Raw genomic sequence first — 25,166 nt, forward strand, 5'->3', positions numbered from 1 at the left:
GTGCTTAATTTAAAGCAGCGAGTCAAATTGCTTCAGTTTTCCTCTTGCGGTTCGTTTTAAAACCTCTTTTCTATTGTAGGTAAAATGCAACCCAGGTTCTAAATAACTAGCAATTGCTTTTTCAATTGCTATAGTCTGTTCCGAAGTCAAAGCAACCGAACTCACATAATCGATTTCAAAAGTATCCAATTTAGTTTGACGAATTATGAATTCTTTTACGTTTCCATCGTCTTCAATAATACTTTTAGTTACGTAATAAAATGTTAATCCCGGTGATTTTTTTCCACTTGGCAAAATCGCCACATCACTTGTTCTACCTATTAATTTTTTTAGAATAGGATGTTTTGCAGTGCTTTTTTCATCCAAAATTCCCACATCACCAATCTCATATCGAATAAACGGATGCGCTTTGTTATATAAAGAAGTAATTACAATTTTACCTTCTACACCATTTGAAACTGGTCGATTATTTTCGTCCAAAATTTCAACAAATAAGGTTTCTGAATTTACTTGCCATTCGCCCTTTGTATTTTGAAAAGCAATCAAGTCCAATTCCGAAGCGCCATATTCATTCACGACCGGAACGCCCAAGTGTTTTTCAAGCAACATTTTATCTTCTTCAAAAAGCATTTCCGAGGTAACCATACAAACTTTTAAAGTCGGACAAACATCGGTTAAGATGATATTTCTCGCTTGTAAATATTTTCCAAACAGCACTATCGAACTCGTATAACCATTGATGTAATCAAATTTTTTAGTTTTAAAATTTTTCAAAATCCCATCTAAAACTTTATCTGATAAATCAAAAATCGGAAAACGATATCTTTTACTTAAGAAGTCTTTTAGTCGTTCTTTTCGATAGCCAATAAAATCCAAAGGAATTCCATAAAACCGTGCTTGATAAGAGGTATTAAAATCGATATCATACCAACCAAAGCGATAAATTATTGAAGCCCAAGTCATCGCATGAGCATCCTTGTCTTTCGCAAACACAAAAGGTGTTCCACTAGAACCAGAAGTTTTATTTACAAAAACTGTTTTTTCAGAAAAACCGTTAGAAAGTCGCTCTTTTAGAGGTTTTTGTAAGTCTTGTTTAGTCAGAACGGGTAAATCATTCCATTTATCAAAGGTTTTTCCACCGATAAATTCTTTATAAAAAGCATTGTTTTTAAAATGAAATTCAACGATATCTTTCTTTTTTTGTTCAAGGTGTCTTGGATAATCTACTTCAGAAACTGCCACTATTTTTTCAAAATCAGCTTGGGCTTTCTCAATTGGAAAACCGTTTAATTTTAAAGAAAGATGGAACAAGTTAAACATTTATGCTACTTTTTTATTATCAAAGGGGATAATATTTTTAAACGCGACTTCTTTTTGTTTTTTTTCAAACTCAATATCATAATCATCTTGTAAACCCAGCCAGAATTTAGCAGAATTACCAAAATAATTACTCAGTCGGATAGCGGTATCAGCTGTGATTCTGCGGTTTTCTTTTATGATTTCTGAAATGCGAGTTTGAGGAACATCTATATCTTTAGCCAATTTATAAGCCGTAATTTCTAACGGAATCATAAACTCTTCTAACAGAATTTCTCCTGGATGTATGTTTTTTAATTTACTCATAATTAGTGATAATCTATAAATTTTACTTCAAATGCATTATTATTTTCCCATCTAAAAATAATACGCCATTGGTTTTTAACACGAATGCTATAGTATTCTTTTAGGTTTCCTTTTAATTTTTCTAATCTATTCGACGGCGGAATCTTCAAGTCATTAATGTCAATCGAATTATTTAACATTCTAAGTTTCCTTCTGCCTATTTCTTGAATTTCTTTAGCAGGTTTTTTAATGGCAACTCCATTCCAAATTTTTTCTGTATTTTTATCTCCAAATGAAATTATCATACTTTTCACGTTACTAACGTCAAAGGTAGTAAAAAAAATTATTTTATATGTTTAAAACGAAGTATTTTTGCCAAACAACATAACAACTCATAACATGACAATTTTACTACTAGGTTCTGGCGGACGCGAACACGCATTGGCTTGGAAGATGCTTCAAAGCTCAAAATGTACTTCACTTTTTGTAGCACCTGGAAATGCAGGAACCTCTTCAATCGCAAAAAATGTTGCTTTAGATCCAAATGATTTTGAAGCTATAAAAGCTTTTGTTTTGCAAGAAAATGTTGAAATGGTAGTTGTTGGTCCAGAAGATCCATTAGTTTTAGGGATTTATGACTATTTCAAAAATGATACTCAAATCAATCATATTCCTGTAATCGGACCTTCAAAAGTAGGGGCGCAATTAGAAGGAAGTAAAGAATTTGCTAAAGAATTTTTAGTAAGACATAACATCCCAACCGCTAAATACGAAAGTTTTACGGCGGATACGGTTGAAAAAGGTTGTTTGTTTTTAGAAACTTTAGATGCACCTTATGTTTTAAAAGCAGATGGATTAGCTGCAGGAAAAGGTGTTTTAATTCTAAATGACTTAAAAGAAGCGAAAGAAGAATTACGCAACATGTTAGTAGGAGCGAAGTTTGGCGAAGCAAGTTCGAAAGTCGTAATTGAAGAGTTTTTAGACGGAATTGAATTAAGTTGTTTCGTTTTAACGGATGGAAAATCTTATAAGATATTACCAACAGCAAAAGACTACAAACGCATAGGAGACGGCGACACAGGATTAAATACTGGCGGAATGGGTGCTGTTTCACCAGTTCCATTTGCGGATGCTGTTTTATTAGAAAAAATTGAAACTCGAATTGTAAAACCAACAATTGATGGTTTGCAAAAGGATGGAATTGAATATAAAGGTTTTGTTTTCATTGGTTTAATCAATGTAAAAAACGAACCTATTGTTATTGAATATAATGTGAGAATGGGCGATCCGGAAACAGAAGTTGTGATGCCAAGGTTAAAAAGTGATTTAGTCGAAATTTTTGATGCAATCGGAAAACAAGAATTAGATAAAATTACATTAGAACTAGATGAAAGAGCAGCAACAACTATTATGGTTGTTTCGGGCGGTTATCCTGAAGACTATGAAAAAGGAAAAGAAATTTTTGGTTTAGAAAATATTACCGATTCAATAGCTTTCCACGCAGGGACGAAGTTAGAAAATGGAAAAGTAGTTACTAATGGAGGTCGTGTTATAGCAGTAACTTCTTATGGTAATGACTTTGAAGAAGCCATAAAAAAGTCATATCAAAGTATAGAAAAACTACAATTTGATAAAATGTACTTTAGAAAAGATATTGGTAAGGATTTGTAAAAAATCCTTACCAATATTATTTTTTATTTTAAAAAAGAGTGAGCAGTTGTGTCTTGCACGTCTTCGTTATTATCTTTAAATATTTTTAATTGTTTAAGCCAATAAGCCATAGCTCCAATACAAATAATGATAAAAACCCAGTTTAAAATATTTGCGACCCACCAGTTTGTCAACTCTAACTCTCTTAACAAATCATAAGGTAACAATAAAAAATCTGTAAAAAGTGTTCCTATTCCTTCAAAAAATGATTTCATTTTAATAATGTATTATATTTACACTACAAAAATATAAAATATTCGCATGATAGCAAGCGTTTTTAATAAAACAAGACCATTTAATTATTTAGTAATAGGGATTCTAGCACTATTGTTCTTTTTATTTAAGTTAATTTCTGTGGAAAAACCAGAAACTACTTGGGTTTTTTATACTGAACAATTAGGTTTATTAGTGCTAGTGTTCGCATCTTTATTTCTCGTAAATTTCATTACGCTTAAAAATGGCTTAACTAAAAATAATAGTTATGCACTGCTTTTGTTTTTTGTTTTCTTGTTGTTTTTCTCTTCAGTTTTTCAAAATAAAAACATTATAATTTCTAATTTTTTATTGCTTTTAGCCTTAAGAAGATTGATTTCCCTAAAATCATTACTTTCAACAAAAGAGAAAATATTTGATGCGTCATTTTGGATATTCCTAGCTGCTTTATTTCACTTTTGGAGCATTTTTTATATTATTTTAGTCTTTATTGCCATTATTCTGCACGTTTCTAGAGATTATAGAAACTGGATTATTCCATTTATTGCTTTGTTTGCGGTAACGATTCTATTTTTCTTAATGAACAGTTTTTTAGATAATAGTTTAATAAACAACTTGTTAAGTAAAACGTATGTTAGTTTTAATTTCTATTATTTTGACAACATTTACCAGCGTATTGCATTGGCTTTTTTCTCTTCTATAAGTGTGTTTTTCTTTGTTTCTCATGTTTTTGATATTCCTAACAAAGCTTTAAATATGCAATCCTCTCATAAAACTATATTGTTTTCGTTTATTCTGGGAGTCGGAATTTATGTGCTTTCGGCTAATAAAAACAATGGGAGTTTGGTGTTTTGTTTTGCTCCATTAGCAATAATGGGCGCTAATTTCATTGAGAAAATTGAAAGTAATTTAGTTCGAGAAATCATTGTCTATACGTTGGTTGTCGCCGGACTGTTCTTTTTTGTAATGCAATTATAATTTACTTCCGTAAGCTAAATCACCAGCGTCACCTAAACCAGGTACAATATAGTTTTTCTCATTTAAACCATCATCAAGAACCGCTACCCACAAATGACAATTTTTAGGAATGTTTTCTTCTAAATAAGCTATTCCTTCGGGCGTAGCAATAATCACTGCAATATGAATTTCTTTAGGTTTTTGTTCTAAATGTAATTTCTTTAAAACCGCTACTAAGGACTGTCCAGTGGCTAACATTGGGTCAATTAATATTAAATTTTTCCCTTCGAAAGAAGGAGCAGCTTGATATTCAACTAAAATTTCAAAAGCATCATCGTTATTATAGTGATGACGGTAAGCCGAAACAAATCCGTTTTCTGCATCATCAAAAAAGTTCATAAAACCTTGATGTAAAGCTAGTCCAGCACGAAGAATGGAACATAAAACCACAGGTTCTGCAATTGTTGTTGTATGTTTAATGCCAAGAGGAGTTTGCACATCAATTGCTTTATAATCTAAAGTCTTACTAAGCTCATAAGCCATAATTTCTCCGATACGTTCTATGTTTTTTCTAAAACGCATGCTGTCTTTTTGAATGTGAACATCACGTAATTGCGTCAAAAAATGATTAAGAATGCTATTTTCTTCAGAGATATAATGGATTTGCATGGTTTTTATTTTTTATTTTCAGGATAAAAGTACAAAATTTCGCTATTTTTGTATGAATTTAAAAGAGATAAATATGTTTGCTGAATTTGCCTTTCCTATTTTTGAACAAAGTATCAAAACGTATCACATTGTAAATGATGTGTATCAGCCCGTTGTAAATCCTTATGAAAAAGGAACAATCGAATATTTATTATTTGCTAAAAACTGGGTAGATACCGTGCAATGGCATTATGAAGATATTGTTCGTGATCCAAATATTGATCCAGTAGCTGCTTTGGATTTAAAACGTAAAATTGACGCTTCAAACCAAGTTCGTACGGATATGGTGGAATATATCGACAGTTATTTCCTAGATAAATACAAAGATGTGCAAGTAAAACCAGATGCTAAAATCAACACCGAAAGTCCAGCATGGGCAATGGATAGATTATCTATTTTAGCATTGAAAATTTACCATATGAATGAGGAAGCTACTCGTGCAGAAGCAACAGCAGAACACAGAGCTAAATGTCAAGTAAAATTAGATGTATTGCTAGACCAAAAAAGTGATATGTTTACATCAATTGGTCAATTAATGGAAGAGTTTGAATCAGGTGACAAATTCATGAAAGTGTACAAACAGATGAAGATGTACAACGACGAAGATTTGAATCCAGTGTTGTATCAGAATAAAAAATAGTCATCTTTTGGCTTCAAAAATAAAACACATACTAGTAATAAGGCTCTCAGCAATGGGCGACGTCGCAATGACGGTTCCAGTGCTGAGGGCTTTTTCATTACAATATCCTGAAACTAAAATCACCGTAGTTTCAAGACCATTCTTCAAGCCTTTTTTTGATGGAATTCTTAATGTGGAATTCTTTGGGGTGGATTTAAATAAACGACACAAAGGATTTTTAGGCTTAACGCGTTTATATTCCGATTTGAAAAAATTAGATGTAGATGCTGTTGCTGATTTACATAATGTCCTTCGTTCTAAAGTCGTTCGTACCTTATTCGCGCTAAACGGAAAAAAAGTAACAGCAACTGATAAAGGAAGAGCTGCTAAAAAAGCATTAACTAGTTCAGAAAACAAGATTTTTGAACCTGTCAAAGCAATGGTGGACAGACATTGTACCACTTTTGAAAAGTTAGGTTTTCCAATAAATTTGAATAATCCTCAATTTCCAGAAAAAGCGATTTTATCGGAAGAAATCACCGATATTACTGGAGAGAAGTCGACTAATTGGATAGGAATCGCACCTTTTGCACAATATGAAGGAAAAGTATATCCAATAGATTTAATGCAAGAAGTAATTGACGAATTGGCCAAAGATCAAAACCATATTATTTTCTTATTTGGTGGTGGAGCCAAGGAAATTCTACTATTAAATCAATTACAAAATCAACTTCCTAATGTTGTAGTCTTAGCTGGGAAACTTAAATTCAAACAAGAATTAGAAGTGATTTCCAATTTGGACTTAATGCTTTCAATGGATTCAGGAAACGCTCATATTGCAGCAATGTTAGGTGTAAAAGTAATTACACTTTGGGGCGCAACTCATCCTTTTGCTGGATTTAAACCGTTCAATCAACCGGATGATTTTTGTGTTACTTCCGATCGAGAAAAATTTCCTTTGTTGCCAACTTCTATTTATGGGAATAAAAAAGTAGAAGGTTACGAAGACGTAATGCGAACAATTTCAGTTGAAAAAGTTGTGAATATAATTGGACAACAGTTGTCAAATTCTTCAAAATAATTGTTTTTTACAATTCAGTCGCTTATTCTTACAATTCATCCTATTTTTTTATTTTATAAAACCATCTTTATTTACTTTTGATTTATAAAATAATAACAAAATGGAACTAATAATTAAAATAGGCATTTACATTCACGCTTTTTTTGGGACAATTGCACTAGTATCAGGTTTAGGAAGTATGCTTTTTCAAAAGGGAAGTAGCAATCACAAAAAGTCAGGTAAATTGTTTTCAATTTCAATGATAATCAGTTCTGTACTTTCATTACCAATTGCGTGGATGCCGAATCATGAAAATATGTTTCTGTTTTTAATTGGAATCTTTACCATTTATTTAGTGCTTTCAGGCAACAGAATCTTACTTTTTAAAAATAAAAATGCAGCCACTTTTAATGATAAGTTTATTTCGGGTTCCTTATTTTTCAGTGCCGTCTTAATGCTTATTTTCGGAATATTGCACCTTATACAAAACCAAAATGGTGGAATTCTATTTCTGTTTTTTGGATCAATAGCGTTAATAATGTCTATTCGTGATTTCAGGTTCTTTAAAAATATTGACAAAAAGAAAATTCTTCCGTTTCATATTGGAAAAATTACAGGTGCCTATATTGCTTCCGTTACCGCTTTCTTAGTTGCAGGAGTTAGATTAGAAGGAATGCTTTATTGGATTACACCCACAATAATTGGAGGTTTTGTAATTATTTATTGGACCAAAAAAGTAAGTCCAAAGAAGAAAATTGCTTAAAGATAAATCTGATTGTCTCGGCAAATGTCTAAAATATACCTTTTAAGGTTTGAAATAGTTTCTTTGTAATCGGGTTCGTCGTAGTCAAAGCGTTCGTGTTCCGTTTGTTCCTTTTCTAAAGCGTTACAACCTTTCACAACTTCTTTAATCATATCTAAAAGAATCAATTCTTTACTTTTAGCTTGTTCGAATTTGAAGTCAATTAACTGATCTTCTAGTTGTTCACAATAAACTAAAAGCTCCTGCACTTCAGGTTCATCCAAAAGTTCAGGAGCTTTTTTAAAAAGTTCTGTTTTATTAATCATAATTCTTCTTTACAGAATTCGGACTGTTTTTCACTACTAAATATCGTCGAAATCAATTTTTATAGTAGCCGATGTTGGATGTGCCTGGCAAGCCAAAATTAAGCCCTCAGCAATTTCATCATCAGACAAAATTTGGTTCTTTTTCATTTCGGCAGTTCCTTCTTTAATTTTACAAATACAACTACTGCAAATTCCACCTTGGCAAGAATAAGGAACATCTAAACCTTGTTTTAAAGCAGCTTCTAATAGTGTTTGCTTCTGGCTCATTTCAAAAGAAGTTGTTTCGTCGTCTACTAAAATCGTAATTTTAGTATGACCTTCTAATGAACCTGAGATTTCATTTTCTGTTGCTGAAGCGGTAAATAATTCAAATTTTATATCTTTTTCATTTACATTATGCTCTTTTAAAACACCTGAAACCAGATTAATCATATCTTCTGGTCCACATAAATAAAATTTATCAAAGCTTTTTTCACTGTGTTTCTGAGATAACACATTGTTTACAGCTGCTTTATCAATTCGGCCAAAGAAATCTCCTTTATTTGAATTGCTATAAGCATAATGAATAAAAAATCGTGCTACATATTGCAATTGTAATTCGTGTAATTGTTGGTGAAATATTGCTTCTTCTGGCGTTTTGTTGCCGTAAGTTAGTACAAACGTACTTTTTGGTTCGCTTTCTAAAACTGATTTTATGATGGACAAAATAGGCGTAATTCCACTTCCAACAGCAAAACCAGCATAATTTTTCTGACGATCTGCATTCGGTTCGAAAATAAATTTTCCTTCGGGAGTTCCTACTTCTAAAACGTTGCCAACACTTAGTTTTTCGTTAGCAAACTTAGAGAAGAAACCACCTTGTACCGCTTTAATAGCAATTCGTAGTTCACCGCTATTTGGCGAAGAACAAATCGAATAAGCACGACGAATTTCTTGCCCGTCAAGCGTAATTTTTAAATTAACATATTGACCCGCAACGAACTTATAGAAATCTTGAAATTCTAACGGAACATTAAAAGTTAAAGAAATTGCCGATGGGGTTTCTCTCGTAATTTCCTTTATAGCCAATTTATAAAATGTAGACATAGCGTATTATTTTGCACAAAAATACTACTAATAAAGAAATTAAGAAATAGAAATAACGTTTCTCTATGAAAATTTTATACCTAAGAGTGTTATACATAAGAAAATTATGTATACATTTGTTTTTGAAATTTATACACTATGAAAAATTCACAACTATATAAAGGAAGTTTGAACACCATCATAATGAAGCTTTTAGAAGAAAAAGGTCGCATGTATGGTTATGAAATTACTCAAAAAGTAAAGGAAATCACTAAAGGTGAATTGCATATTACCGAAGGCGCTTTGTATCCTGCTTTGCATAAATTAGAAGCGGAAGGATTACTTGATGTGGAAGTGGAGAAAGTAGATAATCGTTTGAGAAAATACTACAAATTAACCGAAAAAGGTACCACAGAAACTGTAAACCGTTTGGCTGAATTAGAAGAATTTATCAAGAACATGCAAACGATTGTTAATCCTAAATTAAGTTATTAGTATGAAATTACTTAAAGAAAACATTATTCAGATCGATCAGTATTTAAAAAGCATCAATATTATTTTTGATGACTTGCGAATTGAATTAGTGGATCACATCGCATCAGCTGTTGAATTTGAAATGATCAAAAATGAAACGGCATTTGATACTGCTTTTTCAGCATATATTCTCGAAAATAAAGAGATGATTTTAAAAACAGGAAAAGTTGATAGAAAAGCAGATTTTTTGGCATCTATTGTAACGTTTTTTAATTTTTTAAAAAGTAAAGATGTGATAGTATTTTCTGTAGTGTCCTTTATACTATTCAAAGGAAATTTTTTTGAATTTATAAGAACAAACATTCATATGATTCAGTTAGGTTCTGTTCTAGCATTAATATTAATATCTCTCGGCTGGATGGTCTTTTTTAAGCGAGTGTACAAGAAAAAATTTTACGCTATGGAAAACAATTTTTCTATCGGGACCATTTATTTTAATGTATTCATGTTGGCAAGAGTATTTGTTCCGACCAGAAGTGATTTAGCGGTAAATTTAACGTTGCTATACGGCATCATTACTGTTTTATTCATCTGGTTTATTGGAAGAACTACTATAAAGTTTAATACTAGAAATAAGGAATTATTTGCAGTTGAGTAACTAACAACTTAAATTCATAATTTACCATGAAACTAAATCAAACTCAAATTACAGAAATAGAAAGTTACATCAAAAGGGATGGCATCGTGTATTACGAAGTTTACCTAGAAATTTTAGACCATATGATCTTGGCAGTCGAAGATATAAGAGACGCTGAAGATATTTCATTTGAAAGTGCTTTTAATAAGGTCAAAGAACAAGCTTTTAGTAAAAGTGAATTGAAGAAAATACAAAAAGAGATGGTGACAACTTTCAATAAAGTAAATTTTAGAAACTTCAAAAATCATTTATTAAGACAAACCAAGCCACTTTTCTTCACTATAAATAGTATCATTTTTCTTTTTCTTTATTTTTCTGAGAATCCTCTCGAAAGCGGCGTTATACTATTTTATTTGTTTACTTTATTTTGTATAAAGGAATCAGGTTTTATTTATAAAAATCTTCACAAAAATAAGTTAGTTGTCAAAACCACATCTAACTTGCTGTTTTATTACGGTGTAGTTCCAATTTTATTATTCTTAATTCTTTTTCTTTTAAAAGCAGTACAGCTTAATTATTCAGTATTTGAAGTTTTTTACAGCAAAATAATTGTGCCTTTCTTTTTTGTCTTACTTTATATTGCAATGACATTTAATTTGAAACAAAGTAAGCGCGCAAGAATAATAGTTCAACAATACACAGCATAATTTTTAAAATTTCACGCAATGAAAAAATCAATAGTTTTAGTATTACTTTTTATTCTAGGAATAACAAAAGTTAACGGACAAATAGTGGGCTCATGGAAAGGAGCACTTGACGTTCAGGGAAATAAATTAGAAATTATATTCCACATCAATGAAATTAATAATCAATTTACATCCACAATGGATATTCCTGTGCAAGGAGCTATTGGTTTAGAAATTGACAATACTGTTTTTAAAAATAATGAGTTAGAATTAAACTTTTTAAAAGCAGGAATTTCTTACAAAGGAAGTCTAAAAAATCAAATTATAAGTGGCATTTTCTATCAAGCCGGGATGGAATTCCCATTAGTTTTGGAAAAATTTGATGCTAAAAAAAACGAAGCAAAAGAATTAGAGTCATCGCAAGAACAACTTCAAAAAATTGCTAGTTATGATGGCGGTGTTGCTCATAAATATTCTGTGGAAGATTTTATGGAAACTTCGAAAGTATCGGCATTTCAATATGCACCAAATGGCAAATATCTTTCTTACAGGGAAAAAGACGCTTCAGGAAAAAATCATGTCTATGTAAAAAATACAGCTACTAATGAAATAATTAAGGCGCTTGAAGAAACTGACCGCATTATAAAAGGCTACGGCTGGATAAATGACAACCGATTGTTGTACGTAATGGATAAAGACGGTGACGAAAAAACACATATTTATGCCGTGAATATTGATGGTACAAATAATGTAGATTTAACTCCGTTTGAAGGAGTTACAGCTGGACTCTTGAATGGTTTAGAAGAGCAAGAGGATTATATTATTGTTTTAATGAACAAGGATAATCTACAAGTTTTCGAACCTTATAAAATTAATATTAATACAGGAGTTTTAGAAAAATTATATTCAAATACAGACATTGCAAAACCTATCAGTTTGTATTTGTTTGATAAAGAAGGTGTCTTAAGAGGCTATGTAAAGTACATCAATCAGGGCTTATCCTACGAATACTATTATAAGGCAAGTGACTCAGATGAATATACACTCTTAGTTGAAGCTGAATCAAATAATACTTTTGGAGTTCTTACTTTTAATTACGCTTCTAGTAATCCAGATGAAGCTTATGTGATAACAAACTTGGATTCGGATAAAACGAGGATTGTTTTGTATGACTTAAAGAAAAAAGAAATTATCAAAGAAATATTTTCTCATGATAAATATGACGTTTCATCGATTGTGTTGGATGAACTTCGAAATTATGAAATTGGACTTTTAGGATATAATGGAGAAAAGTATGAAGCTAAACCGGTTAGTAAATACTATCAAAAATTATACAAGAAGTGGAATAAAGAATTTAAAGGAAGTAAGTTTAGTATAGTAGGGAGAACAAAAGATAATTCTAAATATTTACTTCTAGTTGCAAGTGATAAGAATCCAGCAAAATATTACGAATATCAGGCAAAAACACAGAAAACAAAATTACTTTACGATTTAAAACCAAAATTGATTCAAAGTGATATGGCAGAACAACGTCCTATAACTTTTACAAGTAGAGATGGTTTAACGATTCATGGTTATATAACATTGCCAAAAGCAACTTTATCAGGTAAAAAAGTTCCATTAATTGTGAATCCGCATGGAGGACCACAAGGTGTGAGAGATTCTTGGGGTTTTAATCCAGAAGCTCAACTCTTCGCCACGAGAGGTTATGCAACACTTCAAGTAAATTTTAGAATTTCAGGCGGTTATGGTAAAGCTTTTTTCGAAGCAGGATTTAAGCAATGCGGTAGAAAAATTATGGATGATATTGAAGATGGCGTCAAGTATGCAATAGAGCAAGGTTGGGTAGATAAAGAGAATATTGCTATTTATGGCGCTAGTCATGGCGGTTATGCAACATTAATGGGATTGGTTAAAACACCCGAATTGTATAAATGCGGTGTTGATTATGTAGGAATTTCAAACATTGAAACATTTTTTAAATCGTTTCCACCTCATTGGAATGAACAAAAGAAATTAGTTTATAAATACTGGTATAACTTAGAAGATGAAGAAGAATTAGCAATTGCCAAACAAGTTTCCCCAATCAATAATGTTGATAAGATTACCAAGCCTTTATTTGTAATTCAAGGTGCAAATGACCCAAGAGTAAACATTAACGAATCCAACCAAATTGTAAAAGCTTTGAGAGCAAAAGGTTTTGAAGTTCCTTATATGGTAAAATATAACGAAGGACATGGTTTTGTAAGAGAAGAAAACAACATTGAATTGTACAAAGTAATGTTAGGGTTTTTCGCCCAAAATTTAAAACAGTAGTAATCTATACTTTAATTTATTATGAAATTAACCAACGAACAAACAACAATAATTTCAAATTATCTAGATAGTTTTGGAATCAGAGAAATTGATATAAAACTTGAAGTATTAGACCATATAGCAACTGAAATAGAAGAAATAATAATTACTAAAAAAATAGAATTTGAAGTTGCTTTAAAATCTGTAATGATTTGTTGGCATCCTTTGTTTGCGCAAAAAAGAAGTATTAATATTGGTTTGATTTATTCCTTTCCTAGAATTGTTGGAAACAAGCTAGAAAGAAGTATTAAAAAATCTTATTTTTATTATGTAGGATTGTTCGCTATTTGGGCAATTTTTAGTTTTGTTATTAAGTATGATTTTTCATCGCTTGGTTATTTAAATAATTTTTTAAACATCGCGTCTTTAATTATAGGCGTCAATATTTTGATTTTATTGCTATTAATCAATTACAAAGCGAAACATACAACCTATAGGTTTTTAGTCAATCAAGCTTCACCAATATTACTTTTCATAATTTTTATACAGCTTTTTGATGGCGAAATGTATACGTTGAAAATGTTTATGACTTCGATGCTTTTTTTACAATTTTTACTAATGTGTGAGAACTTTATAAAACACAAAAAATGCACTAAAAAATATCAGTTAGTATGAAACTAAACGAAGAACAAATAACCTACATAGAAAATTACATCAAACAAAATGATATCAACTACTATGAAATTTATATGGAAATTTTAGATCATATGATTTTAAGTGTAGAAGATATTTTGGAGAGAAACCCAACTAAAAATTTTGAAGAAGCTGTGTTGATTGCCAAAGTTGAAGGTTTTGGGAGAAAAAAAGGTTTTAGAGGATTGTTGCGTGAAAAATTAAAACTTGCTCAAAAACAAGCTACAAAAGATAATTTAAAAAGAATTAAAGAATACTTTACTTTTCCAAAATTAGTGCTAACCGTAAGTATATTTGTTTCTTATTATATTTTTTTAAATTTTTTTAAAGAGCCTCAAAAAGCGAATATAATTCCGATTTCTATAGTAGCACTTTTTGGGTTATTTCAGTCTTTATATTATAGAAAGTATACTAAAGTAGATAAAATGATTGTTTTGAAAACCCATTTGCTTGGCGTCAATTCATCGCTGATTTTTGCATTAACGCAACTTTCTGGTTCTTTTATAATTTACACTAATAACTTTATTGATTTTAATCATTTTTTAGCAAAAGCAATGATGTCAATAGTTTTTACATTCACACTTATTTCATTATTAGTTTTTATTGAAGTTCGAAAAAAAACGATTGAAGAATTAAAAACTCAAATTTTCGCTTAACTATGAAATTAACCACCGAACAAATAGAACGTTTATACGAATTCACACGGCAACATTTTGTCGAATGGTATGATTTACAAACCGAGTTTGTCGATCATCTCGCTAATTCGATAGAAACACAATGGGCAGAAAATCCGAAAATTGCTTTCGAAGATGCTTTAAAAATTGAATTTAAGAAGTTCGGTGTTTTTGGATTTATGGATGTTGTTGACAATAGAAAAATAGCTTTAAATAAAAAATACAATAAAATTGTTTGGAAGCATTTTAAAGCCTTTTTTACAATTCCAAAAGGGATTGCAACATTTTCGCTTATGTTCGTTTTTTATTTTACGTTAATGTATTTAAATGATCTAGCAGGATTACTAATTAATACACTTTTAATTTTGGTGCTGGTTTCTTTTTGGATCGCAACTATATTTCAACGAATGAAAAATAATAAACAAGAAAAAATAACAGGTAAGAAATGGTTATTCCATCAAATTATTTCGGGATATAGCACTTTTCTGGCTTTGAGTTATTTGCCTACTCAAATTATGATGCGTGTTGATTATGAATCAGGACTAAGTGTTTTTAAAGCAGTGTTTTTTAGTGTTTTAATTGTGTCCTTATATTTGTTGGAATATATAATTATATTTGAAATTCCATCAAAAGCAGAACAATACTTAAAAGAAACCTATCCGGAATATGAACTAATATAAATCATTACATGAAAATCACCGCGGAACAAATAGAACGTTTACACGAATTCACCCGCCAACATTATGTGGAATGGTATGATTTGCAAACCGAGTTAGTAGATCATCTCGCTAATTCGATAGAAACACAATGGGCAGAAAATCCGAAAATTGCCTTTGAAGATGCTTTAAAAATTGAATTTAAGAAGTTTGGTATTTTCGGATTTATGGATGTGGTCGAAAAAAGACAAGCGGCTTTAGGGAAAAAGTATCATCTCCTAATTTGGAAACATTTTAAGGAGTTTTTTACGATCCCAAAAATATTTCTTACCATAGCATTAGTTGTTGGGTTGTTCTTTTTTTTTAAGTTGGTTTATTTTTATGGAATAGTTCATTTGGCTATGCTAGCTTTTTTTTTGTTGATGATCGACGCATTAATATATGACCACAGAAAAAGAAAAAAACGTTCAAAAAAAACAGGTAAAAAATGGATGTTTGAAGAAATAATTTCGGGTTTTGGGTCTTTTTTTGCAATATTAATTTTTCCGATGCAATTCCTTAATTTATTTTCAAATCATCAAGATACCCTTACAAATGATTATCTTCTTTTTGGAATTAGCCTGTTTTTGATTTCTTTTGGTTTGACTTCTTTTATTATGGTGAAAATAATTCCTTCAAAAGCAGAACAATACTTAAAAGAAACCTATCCAGAATACACAATGGTGGAACAAGTGTAACAAAAACACAAATTTACCTACCAATTCAAGTATAACTTAGAACTTTCATATCGTTTTTACCTACTGACTAAACTCTTAAAAATTTCTTATGATTAAACATTTTTTACTTTTTGAATTTAAATCTTTTATAAGATCTGCAAGTGTAGGGAAGAGCGTTGCTTTAAAACTATTTTTAGTATTTATTGCTTTGTATTTATCTCTTTCATTACTTGGGTTGGGTGTATTCTTATATAAAATTCTAGAAACTACTTTTCCAGAACAGAACCCTTTTCATGTAGTGCAACAATTTATTGGAATTTGGTTTGTAGTAGAATTGATGCTTCGTTTTTTCGTGCAAACTTTACCAGTAATTGATATAAAGTCGTTTTTAACGCAAAACATAAAAAAGAAAACGATTATTCACTATGTGTTGATAAAGAGTGTGTTCTCATTTTATAATCTAATTGGACTATTTATTGCGGTTCCATTTGCTGTAATTGCATATAGCAAACAATCAGTTTCTGGTGGCGAGGCAACTGCTTGGATATTAAGTATAATTGCTTTGGTTTTAATAATTAATTACACCAATTTCTTAATCAAAAAAAGTTTCACTGCGCATTTAAGAAAGTTTGGGTTTTTAATGTCTTTAGTAGTAATCGCTATCGGACTAGAATATTTTAATATTTTTAGTAGTAGTTACTACATTGGGGAATTGATGCTACTTGTAGTTCAAAATCCTGCTTTAGTTTTAGTGTTTTTCGGATTCGCTGGACTGTTATATTTCTTAAATTATCAGTTTTTAAAAGCCAATTTGTATCTAGATAGTTTAATAAAAGCTAAAGAAAGCAATGTAGAGACAACAGATTTAAATTGGACCAGAAAATTTGGATCAATTGCACCCTTTATTCAGTTAGATTTAAAATTAATTTGGAGAAATAAAAGACCGCGTGCCACGCTTATGATGTCGGTAATATTTTTGGCTTATGGATTAATATTTTACACAAATCCAGCCTACAATGAGATGCCAGCATTTTTTGTGTTTATTGGTATTTTCGTCACCGGTATTTTTGTTATTAATTTTGGTCAATTTATTCCGTCTTGGGATAGTAATTACTTCAGCTTAATTCATGCGCAAAACATTCCTTTAAAGAAATATTTAGAGTCAAAAGTAGCTTTACTAACATTTTCAGCTATCGTTTTAGGTTTAGCTTCTATTCCTTATGTTTATTTTGGGTGGAACGTACTTTGGATTAATTTAGCTTGTGCCTTATATAATATTGGAGTCAATGTTTTGGTGATACTTTATTCAGGATCCTTTAATAAGAAGAAAATTGATTTAGAAAAAAGTCCTTTTATGAATTATCAGGGAGCCGGAGCAGCGCAGTGGTTAGTAGGTTTTCCTTTGCTGTTGGTGCCAATTTTAATTTGGTATGTAATTTATAAAATCACAAATCAAGAAACAGCAACTATTGGGTTAGGAGCAATCGGAATTTTATTTTTATTCCTGCGAAATTATTTCATCAAGAAAATAGTTTTAGGATATCAAAAACGAAAATATGCCACGCTTCAAGGATTCAAACAACAAGAAAATTAACAAACAACAAAATCACTTCGATCATGATAAACGCAGTAAATTTAAAGAAAACATATATCGGCACAACAGTTTTAGATATAGATTCATTAGATATTCCTAAAGGACAGAGCTTTGGTTTAATTGGTAATAACGGAGCAGGAAAGACTACTTTCTTCAGTTTGTTGCTTGATTTAATTCAGCCATCTCAAGGGAAAATCACTTCAAACAATGTTGTAATTTCTGAATCAGAAGATTGGAAACCATTCACGTCAGCTTATATTGATGAAAACTTTTTAATCGGTTATTTAACACCCGAAGAGTATTTTTACTTCGTGGGCGAATTAAGAAATTGGAACAAAGCAGATGTAGATACTTTTCTACAAAAACACATCGAGTTTTTTAATGATGAGATTTTAAACAAGAAGAAATACATTCGCGATTTATCGAAAGGAAATGCTAAGAAAGTTGGTATTGTGGCAGCATTGATAGGAAATCCAGAAGTAATTATTCTCGATGAGCCTTTTGCTAATTTAGATCCTTCCACACAAATTAGACTAAAACGAATTATTAAGGAATTGGCCGAAGATCCAAAAGTTACCATATTAGTTTCAAGTCACGATCTACAACATACCGTTGAGGTTTCAGACCGAATTGTGGTTTTAAATAAAGGAATAGTTGTAAAAGATATTATTCCAACGACACAAACATTATCAGAATTAGAAGAATATTTTTCTGTACAATAATGAAATGAAAATACTACCTTATTTCTTAAAAATAAGGTAGTATTTTATTATTTATACGAACAACGCTTTTAACTCCGTTGCTTCGCTTGGCTTCATTTTTCCAGCTAAGACTAAACTTAGTTGTTTTCTTCTTAAAGCCGCATCAAAACGTTGTATTTCTAATTCTGTTTGAGGTTCAATTGCCGGTACTGGAACAGGTCTTCCCGTTTCATCAACCGCTACAAAAGTATAGATTGCTTCGTTTGCTTTATTTTTAATTCCTGATTCTCGGTCTTCAATCCACACATCAATAAAAATTTCCATTGAAGTATTAAACGTTCTTGAAACTTTTGATTCAACGGTTACTACACTTCCTAGTGGAATTGCACGATTAAATACTACATTATTTACAGAAGCTGTTACACAAACGCGTCTTGAGTGCCTTCTTGCAGATATACTCGCGGCTCTGTCCATACGTGCTAATAATTCGCCACCAAATAAGTTGTTCAACGGATTAGTTTCACCAGGCAACACAACATCTGTCATCGTGGTTAAAGATTCTGAAGGAAATTTTGCTTGCATTGTTTTTTTTGCAAAGATATAGAGGATTTTGAAAACAAAGCATAAAAAAAATCCCAATAAAGGGATTTTAATAATTTATACGCAAATTGTTAAAAAGTTAGTCAATTAATAACCAAGCTTCCTTATTGTGCGTTTTTTGAATGTTTTTCTTCTCTATTTCAGCTTCATCCATTGTCTCAAAGCTTTTATAAACAACCGGATACAAATTTGATTTATTCAATGGCAACATTTTAGCGTCTTCAAAGCCGGCTGCATTTAACTCGGCAATAGCCTTGCTTGCATTTTCCTCACTTCTAAAAGCACCTGCAACCAAGTGATAAGGCATGTTTTCTACTGCTGCTACAACAGAAAGTTCAACAGTATTTACAGGAGCGCTAATCATAAATGTAGCTTCCTGAATCTGTTGTTGCACTTTTTGTTGCACATTTTTCTCTACTAAAAGCGTCTGTTGTTCCACATTTTGATCATTGTATAATTTATAACCAAAAGTTGCAACACCACCAAGCATTAGCACAAAAGCCGCAGCGTATTTCATATAAGAAAAATCGTACTTTGGCTCAGGAACTAAGACAATTGGCATCTTTTCTTCAATCAAAGCCAATTCTTGCTTTATAACTTCTCTTGAAATTTCAGACGAAACAAATGATGCTAAACCAAACGAATCTGTAAGATAATTTATAGTATTTACTGGTTCAAAAACCCAATTCATTTCATGATTCACCGCGATTTCACCTATGTTTTTCAACACAACTTTATCACGATTTTGCAACAAATACGTCCATTCATTTACAAAATCTCCAATCTTAATCACCGCTAAATCATAAGACATCTTTTCTTGCAAAGCCACATGATTGGCTAATAAACCATCATTGTTTCTTACATTAGCATTAAAAGAAATAACTTTCGTTGGCGGAAAAAAAGAACTAGCGCTACCTGTGACTTGTGCGGACACAGTTTCAGTCAAAAAAGCACCAAAACCAGGAACCGTAACACACTGATAACGATATAATAAGTCGGAAATATGTTTCTCTATCTGCATAACAACAAAGTTAGATAATCAATACCAATATCAAAATTTTATCAACAAATTTTATTAACAATTCAGTTTTTATTTCTAATTGTTTAGAAGCGAAAGGCTTGGGCTTTTTTGGGGTCCATTTTCCTGCTTTCTCTTCAATCTTTTCTAACTCCAGCAGATTTTTAAACTCTGCTGGAGTTAGAAAAGGATTTGCGTTACAATCAGGGCTAGTTAGGATTTCTTTTTCTTTTTTTGTTCAATTTCCATAAGCGTTTATAATTCAATAGGTTTTGATTTAAAATTGTAAAATATAATTTGGAAAATAACTAAAAACCATTAAATTTGTCATTCAATTATACGCCAAAATAAATTTTTATACGCCATGACACAGTCAGAACTTTACTATACGCTTGCGTTGTTGCAAGTGGAAGGAGTAGGAGATGTAATCGCCAAAAAGCTCATTCAAAATTGCGGAACTGCAGAAGAAGTATTCGCTTCAAAAAAAGCCCAACTCCAAACTATCGACGGAATTGGTTCCGTAGTTATCCAAAAACTACAGGATAAATCGGTATTTGCAAAAGCAGAAGCCGAACTCCAGTTTATCATTAAAGAAAATATTTCATTTACATTTTTCCAAGAAGACAACTATCCTGAACGATTGAAAAATTGTTACGACAGTCCTACTATATTATTCCAAGCCGGAAACATCAATTTGGAAAACCGTAGAATCATCAGTATTGTCGGCACACGACAAATTACAAGTTATGGTATGGAGTTTACTAAAAAACTCATTGAAGATATTGCTCCTTTAAATCCAATTATAGTGAGCGGATTTGCTTATGGTGTTGATATTTATGCTCATCAAGTGGCAATGGAATGTGAATTGCAGACTATTGGCGTTTTAGCACACGGCTTAAATCAAATTTATCCCAAAGTCCATAAAAAGTATATGGCAAAAATGGAACAAAACGGCGGATTCTTAACCGAATTTTGGAGCAACGCCAATCCCGACAGAGAAAATTTCATCAAAAGAAATCGCATTGTTGCTGGCATAAGCGAAGCCACAATCGTAATCGAAAGTGCCGAAAGAGGAGGTTCTTTAGCAACAGCAAATCTAGCCAACGATTACAACCGAGATGTTTTTGCAGTTCCAGGAAGAATCACTGATAAATATAGCCAAGGATGTAATAATCTTATCAAAACGCAACGTGCTAATTTACTTTCCTCTGCAGCAGATTTGGTTTATATCTTAAATTGGGAAATTTCCAAAAAACAACCAAAAGCCGTTCAAAGGCAACTCTTCATTTCCCTAACAGACGAAGAGCAAAAAATCTACGATTACCTTCAAAAAACCGGAAAAGAAATGATGGACATTATCGCCATAGAATGCGATTTCCCCATATATAAAATTTCCGCTGTCTTATTAAATATGGAACTAAAAGGAATCATTCGCCCGTTACCTGGAAAAATGTTTGAAGTGATTTAAATCATTTTCATTCTTGTCAAGCTGAATTCATTTCAGCTTCTAAGTTAGTTTAAAGTGGATAGTGGATTCTGAAACGAGTTCAGAATGACAAAGCATCACTAATAAGCAAAACCACCACAATCTTGTCAAGCTGAACTCGTTTCAGCTTCCAATTTAGTTTAAATAGAATAACAGATTCTGAAACGAGTTCAGAATGACAAAGCATTACTAATAAGCAAAATCACCACAATCTTGTCAAGCTGAACTCATTTCAGCTTCTCAATTAGATTCAAGGAAATAGTAGATTCTGAAACGATTTCCGAATGACAAATCATTACGTTAATAATAATTTATCATCAAGATCAATAAACAAAACCACCACAATCTTGTCAAGCGGAACTCGTTTCATCTTACAATTTAGTTTAAATAGAATAATGGCTTCTGAAACGATTACTAAGTTTTCGGCAGAATGACAAAATTATTGTATAAAAAATTGAACACACAGAACATGGCATATAGAAATTATCATAACTATTGGGTTTACATTCTTACAAATAAAAGAAACGGAACACTTTATATCGGAGTGACTGGCGGTATCGATGACAGAATGGAAAGACAAATAGCGGAAGAAGGTAGTAAATTTACATCAAGATATAAACTTAAAATGTTAATATATTATGAAGAGTTTCAATATATAAACGATGCCATCGCCAGAGAAAAACAATTAAAAAATTGGCATAGGCGATGGAAAATTAATTTAATTGAAGAATCAAACCCTGATTGGAATAATTTGTGGAAACCGTTAGATTCTGAAACTAGTTCAGAATGACAAAGTATAAAATTAATGCCAATTTATCATCAATAGTAATAAGTAAAATCACCTCAATCTTGTCAAGCTGAACTCGTTTCAGCTTCTCAATTAAATTCAAGGAAATAGTAGATTCTGAAACGAGTTCAGAATGACGAAGCATCACGAAGAAACAAAACCAACACAATCTTGTCAAGCTGAACTCGTTTTAGCTTCCAATTTAGTTTAGATAGAATAGTGGATTCTGAAACGAGTTCAGAATTACAAAATAATATTTTCATGATAATATTAACAACATGATTAAAATTACAATCACCACAATCTTGTCAAGCTGAACTCGTTTCAGCTTCTCAATAGATTTACGATAAGTGTGGATTCTGAAACGAGTTCAGAATGACAAAGTAATATTTTCATGATAATATTAACAACAAGATTAAAATTACAATCATCACAATCTTGTCAAGCTGAATTCATTTCAGCTTCTCAATTAATAAATAAGAAAATACAGGTATAAAATGAAAATTCAGGTTTCTAATAGTTTTAAAATTTAAACGCGTAAATTAGTGTCAAATTTCATAACCATGTACACACTTCCAAAAATAGAACGGTTTCAACAAAATGTTGCGTCAAAATACACCATATACAACAGTGTTTTCATCACATTACCTTTTGACGAAATAAATAATACCGGCGTTTTGTTGCCTTTGTTTTCAGAAGTTTGTGAAAATGGTTATAAAAATGAGGAAAGTCCAACCGAGATTTTCGAAACCTTTGCTAATAAATATCTCGACAATCCGTCTGAATCTGAAAAAATCAGTTTGATGTTTCGTTTCATTCAATATGTGGAACGACAAGTAGTGCTTTTTGACGCTGTTGAAGATGCAGCTTTTCCAATCGTGAATAATATGGAAGGAAAAAGTTCGCTTCGTGCTATTAAAGAAACCGCTGATGCGGAAGGGAAAACTAAAGAATTACGAGAATTTTTAGAAAACTTTAAAGTTAGAACCGTATTAACGGCGCATCCAACCCAATTTTATCCGGGTTCAGTTTTAGGAATTATTACAGATTTAACCGAAGCTTTAAAAACAAATAATCATATTGTAATAAGAGATTTATTAGCACAATTAGGCAAAACACCTTTTTTCAACAAAGAAAAACCAACACCTTTTGATGAAGCGGTTAGTTTAATTTGGTACTTGGAAAATGTATTTTATACATCTGCCGGTGATATGATTCAATACCTTCAAAAGAACATTTTTAAAGGAAAAGAAATTAAAAACGACATCTTAAACTTAGGTTTTTGGCCAGGAGGTGATCGCGACGGAAATCCATTTGTAACTACCGAAATCACTTTTAAAGTTGCAGATCGCTTACGAACTTCAATTTTGAAATGTTATTATTCGGATATTCGAAAATTAAAACGAAAATTAACCTTCACGCGTGTTGCAATTATTATAGCTGATTTAGAAAACAAATTGTATCGGTCTGTGTTTTATTCGCAAGGCGAAATATTCATCACTTTGGACGAATTCAAAAAGGAGTTGCATAACATCAAGCAAATAATCGTTGAAAATCATCAGTCGTTGTATGTAGACGAAGTCGATTTGTTGTTGAATAAGGTCAATTTATTCGGATTCCACTTTGCCACTTTGGACATTCGCCAAAATAGTAGAATTCACAAATCAGTATTTCAAGAAATTGTTCAAAAGGAAAGCTCGTTGTTTCCAGCGGATTATTTTACTTTACCAGAAGCAACAAAAATAAATATCTTATCAACAGTTTCAGCTCATTTGAAACCATCTGATTTTGAGAACGAAATTACGAGAGAAACAATAGGTTCAATTCAAGCGATTCGAACTATTCAAGAAAAAAATGGTGAATTTGGTTGCAATCGTTACATAATTAGTAACAACGAAAGTGCTTTAAACGTGATGGAAACTTTAGCAATGTTTCCTTTGTGTGATTGGAAAAATCCTACTGTAGATATTGTCCCGCTTTTTGAATCGGTTGAAGATTTGCACAAAGCCGATAAAGTGATGGAACAATTATACACTAATTCTGTTTACTCAAACCATTTGAAGAATCGTGGTAATCAGCAAACAATTATGTTGGGTTTTTCAGACGGAACAAAAGATGGCGGATATTTAATGGCAAATTGGGCAATTTATAAAGCAAAAGAAGCTTTGACTGCAATTTCAAGAAAATACAATATTAAAGTTATTTTCTTTGACGGTCGAGGCGGGCCTCCAGCACGTGGTGGTGGAAAAACACATCAATTTTATGCTTCTTTAGGTCCAAAAATTGAAAGTCAGCAATTGCAATTAACAGTTCAAGGTCAAACAATTAGTTCTAATTTTGGAACCTTGGACTCTTGTCGTTACAACTTAGAAAATTTAGTAAGTGCTGGTGCGAAAAATCAGGTTTTCACTTCAAATCAAAAAGAATTAACGCCGACAGAAAATGCTATTTTAGAACAATTGGCCGAAATTAGCTTTGAGAAATACAGCAACTTTAAAAATCATCCACTATTTGTGCCTTATCTGGAAAAAATGAGCACATTAAGTTATTACGCAAAAACAAATATCGGAAGTCGACCTTCAAAAAGGAATGCTGATGAAAAATTGAATTTAGCCGATTTAAGAGCCATTCCTTTTGTGGGTTCTTGGAGCCAATTGAAGCAAAACGTTCCTGGCTTTTTTGGACTGGGAACTGCATTGAAATATTATGAAGATGAAAACCGTTGGCAAGAAGTTCGGGATTTATATAAAAACTCATTATTTTTCAGAACATTATTAGAAAATAGTATGATGTCATTGTGCAAATCATTTTTCCCACTAACAGCTTACATGAAAAACGACGCAGAATTTGGGGGATTTTGGAATATTATACACGATGAATTTTTAGAAACCGAGCGTTTGTTATTGAAGATTTCAGGCTTTAGCGAGTTGATGGAAAATTATCCTGACAGCAAAGCATCCATTGAAATGCGTGAAAAAATGGTCTTACCTTTAATAACAATTCAACAATATGCTTTGTTGAAAATTAAAGCTTTACGCGAAAGCGAAACCCATGATGAAAAGCTATTAGCTGTTTATGAAAAAATTGTAACGCGTTCTTTGTTTGGTAATATTAATGCAAGTAGAAATTCGGCGTAAATTTTGCTAT

At 31.5% G+C, this 25,166-nt stretch carries 28 protein-coding genes; 19 read left to right on the forward strand and 9 right to left on the reverse strand.

Annotated elements, in window-relative coordinates; all coding sequences use genetic code 11:
• Nucleotides 1-9 precede the first annotated feature (9 nt).
• Genes ACFSX9_RS07630 through ACFSX9_RS07640 form a run of 3 tightly spaced genes read right to left on the reverse strand, consistent with a single transcriptional unit; the run spans nucleotide 10 to nucleotide 1,907 of the window.
• On the reverse strand, nucleotides 10-1,320 hold the full coding sequence (locus tag ACFSX9_RS07630; protein ID WP_379806292.1) for a phenylacetate--CoA ligase family protein: 1,311 nt from the start codon (nucleotides 1,318-1,320) through the stop codon (nucleotides 10-12).
• Nucleotides 1,321-1,623, reverse strand: coding sequence for a HigA family addiction module antitoxin (locus ACFSX9_RS07635; protein ID WP_379806294.1), 303 nt, complete (start codon nucleotides 1,621-1,623; stop codon nucleotides 1,321-1,323).
• Nucleotides 1,624-1,625: 2 nt separating this feature from the next.
• Nucleotides 1,626-1,907, reverse strand: coding sequence for a type II toxin-antitoxin system RelE/ParE family toxin (locus tag ACFSX9_RS07640; RefSeq protein WP_379806296.1), 282 nt, complete (start codon nucleotides 1,905-1,907; stop codon nucleotides 1,626-1,628).
• 94 nt (nucleotides 1,908-2,001) lie between these two features.
• Here ACFSX9_RS07640 and purD point away from each other — a divergent pair, with 94 nt between their 5' ends.
• Nucleotides 2,002-3,273 (forward strand): phosphoribosylamine--glycine ligase, encoded by a 1,272-nt coding sequence (purD, locus tag ACFSX9_RS07645; protein WP_379807051.1) that lies wholly within the window; start codon nucleotides 2,002-2,004, stop codon nucleotides 3,271-3,273.
• A 23-nt stretch (nucleotides 3,274-3,296) separates the two neighbouring features.
• Here purD and ACFSX9_RS07650 read toward each other — a convergent pair whose 3' ends face one another.
• A complete protein-coding gene (locus tag ACFSX9_RS07650) occupies nucleotides 3,297-3,527 on the reverse strand; it encodes a DUF6341 family protein (RefSeq protein WP_379806298.1) in 231 nt (76 codons plus the stop codon).
• A gap of 46 nt (nucleotides 3,528-3,573) precedes the next feature.
• Between ACFSX9_RS07650 and ACFSX9_RS07655 the strand changes: the two genes are divergently transcribed.
• Nucleotides 3,574-4,503: a DUF6427 family protein gene (locus ACFSX9_RS07655; RefSeq protein WP_379806300.1), complete on the forward strand. Its 930-nt coding sequence runs from the start codon at nucleotides 3,574-3,576 to the stop codon at nucleotides 4,501-4,503.
• On the opposite strand, the gene upp is transcribed toward ACFSX9_RS07655, so the two are convergent.
• Entirely contained in the window at nucleotides 4,498-5,151 is a 654-nt protein-coding gene (gene upp, locus ACFSX9_RS07660; protein ID WP_379806302.1) for a uracil phosphoribosyltransferase, read from the reverse strand. The two genes, ACFSX9_RS07655 and upp, sit on opposite strands and share 6 nt — an antisense overlap.
• 73 nt (nucleotides 5,152-5,224) lie before the next feature.
• Between upp and ACFSX9_RS07665 the strand changes: the two genes are divergently transcribed.
• From ACFSX9_RS07665 to ACFSX9_RS07675, 3 genes are all read left to right on the forward strand, one after another.
• Nucleotides 5,225-5,830 (forward strand): DUF4254 domain-containing protein, encoded by a 606-nt coding sequence (locus ACFSX9_RS07665; RefSeq protein ID WP_379807053.1) that lies wholly within the window; start codon nucleotides 5,225-5,227, stop codon nucleotides 5,828-5,830.
• A 52-nt stretch (nucleotides 5,831-5,882) separates the two neighbouring features.
• Complete coding sequence (locus ACFSX9_RS07670) at nucleotides 5,883-6,890, forward strand: glycosyltransferase family 9 protein (RefSeq protein WP_379807055.1); 1,008 nt, start codon at nucleotides 5,883-5,885, stop codon at nucleotides 6,888-6,890.
• A gap of 100 nt (nucleotides 6,891-6,990) precedes the next feature.
• A complete protein-coding gene (locus ACFSX9_RS07675; protein WP_379806304.1) occupies nucleotides 6,991-7,632 on the forward strand; it encodes a hypothetical protein in 642 nt (213 codons plus the stop codon).
• Here the strand turns inward: ACFSX9_RS07675 and ACFSX9_RS07680 are convergent.
• Both ACFSX9_RS07680 and ACFSX9_RS07685 read right to left on the reverse strand, forming a co-directional pair.
• Nucleotides 7,629-7,937, reverse strand: a complete 309-nt coding sequence (locus ACFSX9_RS07680; protein ID WP_379806307.1) for a hypothetical protein — start codon at nucleotides 7,935-7,937, stop codon at nucleotides 7,629-7,631. The genes ACFSX9_RS07675 and ACFSX9_RS07680 overlap by 4 nt on opposite strands.
• A 36-nt stretch (nucleotides 7,938-7,973) precedes the next feature.
• Complete coding sequence (locus ACFSX9_RS07685) at nucleotides 7,974-9,023, reverse strand: 2Fe-2S iron-sulfur cluster-binding protein (RefSeq protein WP_379806318.1); 1,050 nt, start codon at nucleotides 9,021-9,023, stop codon at nucleotides 7,974-7,976.
• 138 nt (nucleotides 9,024-9,161) lie between these two features.
• On the opposite strand from ACFSX9_RS07685, the gene ACFSX9_RS07690 reads away from it, so the two are divergent.
• From ACFSX9_RS07690 to ACFSX9_RS07735, 10 genes are all read left to right on the forward strand, one after another.
• A complete protein-coding gene (locus ACFSX9_RS07690; protein WP_322551207.1) occupies nucleotides 9,162-9,497 on the forward strand; it encodes a PadR family transcriptional regulator in 336 nt (111 codons plus the stop codon).
• Between the two features lies 1 nt (nucleotide 9,498).
• On the forward strand, nucleotides 9,499-10,134 hold the full coding sequence (locus tag ACFSX9_RS07695) for a hypothetical protein (RefSeq protein WP_379806320.1): 636 nt from the start codon (nucleotides 9,499-9,501) through the stop codon (nucleotides 10,132-10,134).
• Nucleotides 10,135-10,160: 26 nt separating this feature from the next.
• Nucleotides 10,161-10,820, forward strand: coding sequence for a hypothetical protein (locus tag ACFSX9_RS07700; RefSeq protein WP_379806322.1), 660 nt, complete (start codon nucleotides 10,161-10,163; stop codon nucleotides 10,818-10,820).
• An 18-nt stretch (nucleotides 10,821-10,838) separates the two neighbouring features.
• Complete coding sequence (locus tag ACFSX9_RS07705) at nucleotides 10,839-13,115, forward strand: alpha/beta hydrolase family protein (RefSeq protein WP_379806324.1); 2,277 nt, start codon at nucleotides 10,839-10,841, stop codon at nucleotides 13,113-13,115.
• Nucleotides 13,116-13,136: 21 nt separating this feature from the next.
• On the forward strand, nucleotides 13,137-13,769 hold the full coding sequence (locus tag ACFSX9_RS07710; protein ID WP_379806326.1) for a hypothetical protein: 633 nt from the start codon (nucleotides 13,137-13,139) through the stop codon (nucleotides 13,767-13,769).
• Complete coding sequence (locus ACFSX9_RS07715; RefSeq protein ID WP_379806328.1) at nucleotides 13,766-14,443, forward strand: hypothetical protein; 678 nt, start codon at nucleotides 13,766-13,768, stop codon at nucleotides 14,441-14,443. The genes ACFSX9_RS07710 and ACFSX9_RS07715 overlap by 4 nt, the downstream gene beginning before the upstream one ends.
• A 2-nt stretch (nucleotides 14,444-14,445) precedes the next feature.
• Entirely contained in the window at nucleotides 14,446-15,141 is a 696-nt protein-coding gene (locus tag ACFSX9_RS07720) for a hypothetical protein (protein ID WP_379806330.1), read from the forward strand.
• Between the two features lie 8 nt (nucleotides 15,142-15,149).
• The gene (locus ACFSX9_RS07725; protein WP_379806332.1) at nucleotides 15,150-15,854 is read left to right on the forward strand and encodes a hypothetical protein; all 705 of its coding nucleotides are present in this window, start codon (nucleotides 15,150-15,152) and stop codon (nucleotides 15,852-15,854) included.
• Nucleotides 15,855-15,942: 88 nt separating this feature from the next.
• Nucleotides 15,943-17,427: a DUF5687 family protein gene (locus tag ACFSX9_RS07730; protein ID WP_379806334.1), complete on the forward strand. Its 1,485-nt coding sequence runs from the start codon at nucleotides 15,943-15,945 to the stop codon at nucleotides 17,425-17,427.
• 23 nt (nucleotides 17,428-17,450) lie between these two features.
• The gene (locus ACFSX9_RS07735) at nucleotides 17,451-18,149 is read left to right on the forward strand and encodes an ABC transporter ATP-binding protein (RefSeq protein ID WP_379806336.1); all 699 of its coding nucleotides are present in this window, start codon (nucleotides 17,451-17,453) and stop codon (nucleotides 18,147-18,149) included.
• 51 nt (nucleotides 18,150-18,200) lie between these two features.
• Here ACFSX9_RS07735 and ACFSX9_RS07740 read toward each other — a convergent pair whose 3' ends face one another.
• The gene (locus ACFSX9_RS07740; protein WP_379806338.1) at nucleotides 18,201-18,710 is read right to left on the reverse strand and encodes an acyl-CoA thioesterase; all 510 of its coding nucleotides are present in this window, start codon (nucleotides 18,708-18,710) and stop codon (nucleotides 18,201-18,203) included.
• Between the two features lie 97 nt (nucleotides 18,711-18,807).
• A complete protein-coding gene (locus ACFSX9_RS07745) occupies nucleotides 18,808-19,749 on the reverse strand; it encodes an HU domain-containing protein (protein WP_379806340.1) in 942 nt (313 codons plus the stop codon).
• Nucleotides 19,750-20,110: 361 nt separating this feature from the next.
• On the opposite strand from ACFSX9_RS07745, the gene dprA reads away from it, so the two are divergent.
• The 4 genes from dprA to ACFSX9_RS07765 all read left to right on the forward strand — a co-directional run bounded on the left by dprA (nucleotide 20,111) and on the right by ACFSX9_RS07765 (nucleotide 25,156).
• Nucleotides 20,111-21,214: a DNA-processing protein DprA gene (gene dprA / locus ACFSX9_RS07750; protein WP_379806342.1), complete on the forward strand. Its 1,104-nt coding sequence runs from the start codon at nucleotides 20,111-20,113 to the stop codon at nucleotides 21,212-21,214.
• A 302-nt stretch (nucleotides 21,215-21,516) separates the two neighbouring features.
• The gene (locus ACFSX9_RS07755; protein ID WP_379806344.1) at nucleotides 21,517-21,666 is read left to right on the forward strand and encodes a hypothetical protein; all 150 of its coding nucleotides are present in this window, start codon (nucleotides 21,517-21,519) and stop codon (nucleotides 21,664-21,666) included.
• A 20-nt stretch (nucleotides 21,667-21,686) separates the two neighbouring features.
• On the forward strand, nucleotides 21,687-22,022 hold the full coding sequence (locus tag ACFSX9_RS07760; protein ID WP_379806346.1) for a GIY-YIG nuclease family protein: 336 nt from the start codon (nucleotides 21,687-21,689) through the stop codon (nucleotides 22,020-22,022).
• A 560-nt stretch (nucleotides 22,023-22,582) separates the two neighbouring features.
• Nucleotides 22,583-25,156: a phosphoenolpyruvate carboxylase gene (locus tag ACFSX9_RS07765; protein ID WP_379806348.1), complete on the forward strand. Its 2,574-nt coding sequence runs from the start codon at nucleotides 22,583-22,585 to the stop codon at nucleotides 25,154-25,156.
• Nucleotides 25,157-25,166: the final 10 nt, after the last annotated feature.

Origin of the sequence: Flavobacterium ardleyense (assembly GCF_042686085.1) — a bacterium.
Classification (GTDB): Bacteria; Bacteroidota; Bacteroidia; order Flavobacteriales; family Flavobacteriaceae; genus Flavobacterium; species Flavobacterium ardleyense.